A 7,562-nucleotide genomic window follows, 5' to 3' on the forward strand; every position below is an offset into this window, starting at 1 on the left:
GCGCGGGGGCCTTACCGGTTCAGGCCGACACGGCGGGCGGCTACCTGTTCCAGGACTTGGAAGCCTTCATAGATCAAGACGGCGATGATGCCGACCACCATGCCCCCTTGCAGAACGAAAGCCGTGTTCGAGGACAAAAGCCCCGCAATGATCACCTCGCCCAAGGTTCGGGCTGCGACGGTGGATCCGATCGTGGCCGTTCCCAGAGAAATGACAGCGGTCAGGCGCATGCCCGTCAGGATCACCGGCATCGCCAAGGGCAGGTCCACCTGCCACAAGCGCTGTCGCGGCGTCAGGCCCATGCCGCGCGCGGCCTCGGCCACCTGGGGGGGCTGACCGGTCAAGCCTGCCAAGGTGTTCTCGAACACCGGCAGAAGACCGTAAAGGAACAGCGCGACCAGCGTCGGTCCCGCGCCAAATCCCATGATCGGCACCGCCAGCGCCAGAACGGCGACCGGCGGAAAGGTTTGTCCGATCGATGTGATGGTGCGGGCCAGCGGCAGGAACTCCCGTCCCGCAGGGCGGGTGACAAGAACCGCCAGAACCAAGGCCACAACTGTCGAGGCGAGAACCGCGGCAGCCACCAGCGCCAGATGCGACAAGGTCAGCGACCACAAGGGTGTCTGGGTATAGATCGCCGGTGCATTGTTGCGCGTCACGGGCGCGAACAGCCAGACAAAGCTGGTGGGCGTGATCAGAAAAGCCGTCAGGAACAGCACCGCCGCGGCCAGCAGGACGCGTCCGGTCATTCGGCGGCTCGGGCCAGCGGTGCGGCCTGTGCCCGCAAGGCAGCTAGCGTCACGACGCCACCCCCTTCGACCGGCAGGGCATCCCGGCCCGACCACAGGCATTCGGCCAAGGCGTCGCGCAGGGTGGCGTCCCGCGGGATGGGCAGGCCCTCGGCCTCGCCCTCGGTCGCGATGGCATGGGCCGGTGTCAGCGACAGCAGGTGAAACGGGCGCTCGCCCATGCCGATCAGGTCACGCACAAAGGGCGTTGCGGGGGCGGTCAGAATTTCGGACGGGGGGCCGTACTGGATCAGGCGGCCCTTGTCCATGACAGCGATCCGGTCGCCGAGTGTCACGGCCTCTTCCATGTCATGCGTGACCAGGATCAGCGTCGTGCCCAGTTGCCGCTGGATCTGGCGCAGGTCATCCTGAGCCTTGGCACGGATCACCGGGTCCAGCGCGCCGAAGGGTTCGTCCATCAGCAACAGGTCGGGCTTGGCCGCCAAGGCGCGGGCCACACCGACGCGCTGCTGCTGGCCGCCTGACAATTCGTGCGGCATGCGGTCGCGAAATGCGCCGGGCTCAAGCTGGAACAGGGTCAGCAACTCGTCCACCCGGTCGCGGATCTGGTCGGGCTTCCATCCCAGAAGGCGGGGCACGGTCGAGATGTTCTGCCCGACCGTGCGGTGCGGAAACAGCCCGTGACCCTGGATGGCATAGCCGATACGGCGGCGCAGCAGGTGCGGCGCAAGTTCGGTCGTATCCTGCCCGTCGATCAGGACGTGACCGCTTGTCGGTTCGACCAGCCGGTTGATCATGCGCAGCAGCGTGGTCTTGCCGGACCCCGATGTGCCGACGAGTGCTGCAATCTGGCCCTTGTCCACTGTCAGACTGACATCCTCGACCGCCGGCACGTCGTCGTAAAGCTTGGAAAGGTTGCGGATGTCGATCATGTCATGCCTCCGGCCGGGTCAGGCGCGTTCGGGACGTCGGGCAGTGGCCTCCACGACCAGGTCCAGCGCAAGACCCGCCACCAAGGCCAGAGCGATGGTTGGAAGCGCCCCCAGTAGAACCAAGTCCATGGCCGTCTGGTTCAGCCCTTGGAACACGAAGGTGCCGAATCCGCCCCCGCCGATCAAGCCTGCAATCACGGCAAGGCCGATGTTCTGGACCAGCACGATGCGAACCGCAGCCAACAGGACCGGAAGCGCCAGCGGCACCAGCACCTGGCCCAGCACCTGCGGCCGCGTCAGGCCCAGACCTGTCGCGGCCTCGCGCGTGGCGGGATTGACGCCGGACAGTCCTGTCAGCGTATTCGACACGACCGGCAGCAGCGAATAAAGAAACAGCGCCACCAGCGCCGGAAACAGGCCTATTCCTGCGACGCCGGCCTGTGCCGCGCCCGGCACATTGGCTGCAACCCATCCAAAGATCGGGATCATGATCCCGAACAATGCCAGCGAGGGGATGGTCTGCAGGATATTCAGCACTGACAGGACCGGGCGGCGCAGTGCGCGTAGCTGGTGAATGGCCACGCCCAAGGGAAGACCGATCAGCAGCGCCAGTCCGAGGGAGCCGAATGCCAGCACCAGATGCGCCTGCGCTTCGCGCAGGAACAGATCCCGGCGCGCTGCATATTCCCGCATGACGGACACCTCATCCAGTGTTCCCGAGGCCAGCACCCAAGCGATTGTCCCGACCGCCCCAGCCAACAGCAGCCAACGCAGGACGAGGCGGGGACGCAGCCGTGCCAAGGCATCGGCTGTCATCAATCCGAAGGCCAGACCCAGCAGCCAGAAACCGCCGGCCGGAGCCACGCGGGCCAACGTGTTGTCGGGGGGCGTCAGGTGCCGCGCTGCAGCACCAAGACCCAAGATTAAGCAGGCCAACGCAGCAAGTCCCGCCAGCAGGCGATAAGCCGGAGGCCAGCGCAGGCAGCCGGCCAAGAGGACCGCGCCCAAACCCAAAGCCAGCGGCAGTCCAGCCGAAAACGCCCAAGGAAGGGCGATGCCTTCACCCGGCAGGATGCGGTTGGGTTTGAACTGGACCAGCGGCAGGATCATTCCGGCCACCCCCAGCAGAGTAAAAAGCAGGCCGGGCCGGTCCAGCCGGTCGCGCATCAATCAAGAAAGCCGGAGGTCGTCAGATAATCACGTGCCACGGCATCGGCAGGTTCGCCGCCGATCTGGATGCGACCGTTTAGTTCCTGCAGGGTGGCCAGTTCCAGCGATTCGAAGATCGGCGCCAGCACGTCGCGGATTTCGGGATGCGCTTCCAGCACCTCGGCACGGACAATGGGGGCGGGCTGATAAACGGGCTGAACGCCCTTGTCATCCTCCATCACCACAAGGCCCGCCGGGGCGATGCCACCGTCGGTTCCATAAACCATGGCAGCGTTGACCCCTGATGTCTGCTGCGCCGCCGCGGCGATGGTGGCGGCCGTATCGCCGCCCGACAGTTGCACCAATTGGTCAGGATTCATGCTGAAGCCATAGGTTTCCTGAAACGCCGGCAACGCGGCGGGCGATGTCACGAATTCGGTGGACGCGGCCAGCTTGATGTTGCCGCCTCCCGCAATCCATTCGCCCATCTGCGACATGGTGACGAGATCATTTTCCTGCGCCACGTCCTGACGCAGGGCAATCGCCCAGGTGTTGTTGGCGGGCGCTGGCTGCAGCCAGACGATGTCATTCTGTTCCAAGTCCAGTTCGGCGACGCGGGCATAACCCTCTTCGGCGCTTTTCCAGACCTCGCTCTCGCCTTCGTTGAAGAAGAAGGCGCCATTGGCCGTGTATTCCGGATAGATGTCGATCTGGCCCGAGATGATCGCATCGCGCATGATGGGTGTTCCCCCCAGCTGCAGCCGGTCCTGTACCGGAAGCCCCGCATCCTGAAGCGCCATCAGGATCATGTTGCCCAGCAATCCACCCTCGGTATCGATCTTGGAGGACACAGTGATGTCTTGTGCAATGGCTGCACCACCGACGGATATCAGCAACGCGGCAAGGGGGGTGGTGAATTTCATGGATGATGTCTCCTGTCGCGTGCCCGAACAACCCCCAGCATCGAAATCCGCCAGCCTGTCAATGGTTCCCGGATGTGGAAGAAAAGCTTGTCTTCCGCAGATCCTTCAACCACCAAAGCTGCGGCTGCCGGTGCTGCCGAACCCGCCACGCGAGGCTGCAGTTGCACGCGACATGGGAGCTTGGCCCGCAGTGGCCGCGGGGCGGGCAAAGCTCTGGCTGCCCATCTGGGCACGTCCGGCATTGCTGCCGAAATTGGTCGTGCCGCTGGCATTGGTAAAGCCGCCCTGCGCATTGCGATACATCGGCTGCGATGCCGCCATTCCACCGCCCGCACGACCCAGCATGTTGCCGATCAGGTAACCGGCCAGCAGGGGCATGAAGATGCTGCCTGAGCCGCCGTTGCTGACCTGCTGCTCCTCAGAGCCGCAATTGCCGGCGCCGTGCTCTTCCTCGCAGACAGCCAGGCTGTCATAACGGGGGGCGGCCTCCACATGCAATTGTTCGGCCTCGGCAAAGGCCTGGTCGCATTCGGCGGGGGTGAACAGTCCGCCCTGCGCAGCAGCGGCCTGACAACTGGCCAGATCCGGAAAAGCCTGCGCCTCGACCTGCTCCTCGCGGCAGCCTGCGACGGTAAAGGCGGCGGCGCCGAGGATGGTCAGCGCGACGGTTCTGGAACGTTTCCTCATATCCCCTCCTTGTCGCGGATCAGTCCGCGATGAAATGCGGCTTGAACCGCGACAAATCCTGCGTGATGCGGCCCCGGTCCTCGCGCAGGCCTAGGCCCACGCAGGAATGGCCCACGATCCAGGCCCCCAGCACCGGGCGGAAGCCCTCGAATTCCGGCAGCGGATGATAGGCCTGAACGATGCGGGGGTGACGGTCGTAATCGGTGTTTGGCGATGTTTCCGTCACCTCGCCCCCTTCGACGATGCTGACCGAGGCGCCTTCGCGCGAAAAGATCGGCTTGACCACATGGGCCCTGCGGAACTGATCAGCCACTCGGTCAAAGGCCGCGGCGACGTCGGGCACAGGTCGGCCGTTTGCCACCAACGCATCGGCCACGTCATCGGCAAAAAAGGCAGGCAGCAGGTTCGGATGGTCCGGAAACATCTGCCACAACACGGGCAACAGGCCCTTGTTCGACACGACCGCCTTCCACGCAGGCTCCAGGAACATGCAGCCCGAGCCCTTGATGTGGCGCGCGTAATCGTCGACCAGCAGATCCTCCCACGGATACAGCTTGAACAGGGTGCCGATCACCCGATCCTCGGCATCCAGGAACTGGCCTTTCCTGCTGACCCCAAGCTTGTCCAGATCGCTGTAATGGGCCCCCATTCCAGCTTCTCGCGCCGCCCAGGCCATGGATTCGACGGTGGCATAGTCTTCGGCATTGTCGGCGACGGCGGTGAAGTGGATGTCGGTGTCAGGGGCAAACAGGTCGCGGAACCGCTCCACCAGCGCCTCGTGGATGCCGTTGAACTGATCCGCGCCCTGCGGCAGGGCGTTGGCCTCCAGCTGGTCCTCCAGCCATTGCCACTGGAATGCCGCGCTTTCGTAAAGCGACGTGGGCGTGTCGGCATTGTATTCCAGCAGCTTTGCCGGCCCGTTGCCGTCATAGGCCAGATCCATGCGACCATAAACCTCGGGCTCGTTGCGCGCCCAGCTGTCGGCGATCAGGCCGAAATGCGCCGGCGGGATGCCCAGCTTGGCCATCAGCGCCTCGCTGGCGACAATCTGGTCGACCGCCTCGCGCGTCATGGCATGAAGATCGGTCGCAGGACCCTCGATGTCCTCTTCGATCTGCGCCAGCGAGAAGCGGTAGGCCGAGGTTTCATCCCAATAAGGCTCGCCGTGCATATGAGCGAAGGTAAAACCGACTTCGGCGGCTTTCTCGGCCAGATCGGGCCGTTCGGGAAGTGTGATCTTTTGCATGAGTCCGATGTAGGTGTTGAAAGGGTCAAGAGCCAGAGCGAAGGGCAAATTCACGCGCGACAAAGCGACCACGGGTCATGCCGGGGTCTGCCAGCCTTTGCCGGACCAGATGCCGCGCAGGGTCAGGTCGGCATCCAGATGGACCAGATCGGCAGGACAGGCCGGTGTCAGACGGCCCAAAGGCGCGCCCAGCAGGTCCGCCGGAATTCGGGTTGCCATCGCCAGCGCGCGGGCAGGACTGGCCCCTGCGTCAACGGCCATCTGCATTGCCCGGTCCAGCCGCAGATCCGCCCCGGCCAGCGTGCCATCGGCCAGGGTCAGCCGCCCGTCTTGACGCAGGATGCGGCGGCCTTGCAGGTCGAAGCTGTCCTCGTCGGTGCCTGCCACTGCCATGCAGTCGCTGACAAGGAACAACCCTTGCGGTCGTGCGCGCAAGGCCACGGCCAAGGCAACCGGATCGACATGAATCCCATCGGCAATAATTCCGGCCTGAGCATCGCCTGCCAGCAGGGCGCCGACAAGGCCGGGCTGGCGATGACCCATCTGGCTCATGGCGTTGTAAAGATGCGTGGCCGCGCGTGCCCCCGCCGCAAAGGCCTGTTGCGCCTGAGCCAGGGTGCAGTCGCTGTGCCCCAGGCTGACAATCACGCCTGCGCGGGTCAGGGCGGCAATTTGATCAGGGGCCACCGCCTCGGGCGCCAGCGTCACCATCAGCGCGGGCAATTGGGCGGCGGCGGCGATCAGTTGCGCCAGATCTGCGTCCGTCATCGGGCGGATCAGGGCCCGGTCATGCGCGCCTGCACGGCGCGGGTCCAGATGCGGCCCTTCCAGATGCAGGCCCAGAAAGCCGGGGGTGCCTGCGTGCGCGGCCTGAATGCCCGCAGCCAAGACGCGTGCCGTCACCTCGGAGCGATCCGTGATCAGCGTGGGCAGGACACCGGCACATCCGAGGCGACGATGGGCAGAGCAGATGCGCCCCAGCGCTGCCGCGTCGGTCGTCCCGTCGACCATGAGTCCGTCGCCACCATTGACCTGCAGGTCGACAAATCCGGGGGCGATGATGCCCGGCAGAGGGCGCAGGCCGTCAGGACGCGGGATCAGGTCGACGACATGAGAATCATCAAGGTGCAGGGCCAAATCGGGCCGCAGCGCCTTTCCGTCAAAGATCAGGTCGGCCGCCAAGATCATGAGGCGGCCCATTCCTGCGCAAGGGCCAGCGCGCCGTCCACGCCGGAACCCTGCGGCGGGGCGATGGGCCAGTCGCGCGCCAACCGCTCGGCATAGAAGGGGCCGAGCCCGCCCAGGCACACCACCGGCAGGTGCTGGCCCGCCTGCAGCACCCGTACCGCATCCGATATCTGCGCCACGGCCTCATCCAGGATCACCACCGCTGCAGGGTCGTCGGTCCCGGCCAGTCGCGGGGCCAGTGCCGCGAAATCGGCTGGTGTTGCGCGGTTGCCGAAGGCGATGATCCCCTCGAAGCTGCCAAATTCCTCCCGGATCTGTGCCAGCAGCGGGCTGTCGGAGGCAAAACCATCGCCCGCCCGCATTGCCAGCGCCAGCAGGTTGCGGCCCAGGACGGCGCCGCTGCCTTCGTCACCCATCAGGAAGCCGCGCCCGCCATATTGCCTCAACTGTCCGTTCCGCTGCACCGCCAGGACCGAGCCCGTACCGACAGCCACCAGAATGCCGTCACCCGCACCCAAGGCGCCGCGCGCGGCGGTGACGGCATCGTTGACGACACGACTGCGGGCAAAGGGCAGCCGGGACTGCAGGGCCGTGGCCGCCGGGGCCATACCCCCTCCGGCAAGGCCCAGCACTGCAACAAGGTCGCCCGGCTGTGCGTCTGCCTGAACCATGGCGGCCGTTGCGGCCG

General features: G+C 65.5%; 8 protein-coding genes. All 8 read right to left on the reverse strand.

Going from position 1 to position 7,562, the window contains the following annotated elements; all coding sequences use genetic code 11:
* Positions 1-11: 11 nt before the first annotated feature.
* Positions 12-749, reverse strand: coding sequence for an ABC transporter permease (locus tag ACLHHB_RS02435; RefSeq protein ID WP_410216690.1), 738 nt, complete (start codon positions 747-749; stop codon positions 12-14).
* Entirely contained in the window at positions 746-1,681 is a 936-nt protein-coding gene (locus ACLHHB_RS02440) for an ABC transporter ATP-binding protein (RefSeq protein ID WP_410216691.1), read from the reverse strand. The genes ACLHHB_RS02435 and ACLHHB_RS02440 overlap by 4 nt, the downstream gene beginning before the upstream one ends.
* Before the next feature lie 18 nt (positions 1,682-1,699).
* Positions 1,700-2,848, reverse strand: a complete 1,149-nt coding sequence (locus ACLHHB_RS02445; protein WP_410216698.1) for an ABC transporter permease — start codon at positions 2,846-2,848, stop codon at positions 1,700-1,702.
* Positions 2,848-3,753, reverse strand: coding sequence for an ABC transporter substrate-binding protein (locus ACLHHB_RS02450; RefSeq protein WP_410216692.1), 906 nt, complete (start codon positions 3,751-3,753; stop codon positions 2,848-2,850). The genes ACLHHB_RS02445 and ACLHHB_RS02450 overlap by 1 nt, the downstream gene beginning before the upstream one ends.
* Before the next feature lie 105 nt (positions 3,754-3,858).
* Positions 3,859-4,440, reverse strand: a complete 582-nt coding sequence (locus ACLHHB_RS02455; RefSeq protein ID WP_410216693.1) for a DUF1190 domain-containing protein — start codon at positions 4,438-4,440, stop codon at positions 3,859-3,861.
* A 19-nt stretch (positions 4,441-4,459) separates the two neighbouring features.
* Positions 4,460-5,686 (reverse strand): glutathionylspermidine synthase family protein, encoded by a 1,227-nt coding sequence (locus tag ACLHHB_RS02460; RefSeq protein ID WP_410216694.1) that lies wholly within the window; start codon positions 5,684-5,686, stop codon positions 4,460-4,462.
* A gap of 75 nt (positions 5,687-5,761) precedes the next feature.
* Complete coding sequence (locus ACLHHB_RS02465) at positions 5,762-6,874, reverse strand: N-acetylglucosamine-6-phosphate deacetylase (protein ID WP_410216695.1); 1,113 nt, start codon at positions 6,872-6,874, stop codon at positions 5,762-5,764.
* Positions 6,871-7,562, reverse strand: a 692-nt coding sequence (locus ACLHHB_RS02470) for a BadF/BadG/BcrA/BcrD ATPase family protein (protein ID WP_410216696.1), incomplete at its 5' end; no start/stop codon positions are given. The genes ACLHHB_RS02465 and ACLHHB_RS02470, both read right to left, overlap by 4 nt.

The organism is Paracoccus sp. (in: a-proteobacteria) (assembly GCF_046462195.1).
In the GTDB taxonomy this organism is placed as follows: Bacteria; Pseudomonadota; Alphaproteobacteria; order Rhodobacterales; family Rhodobacteraceae; genus Paracoccus.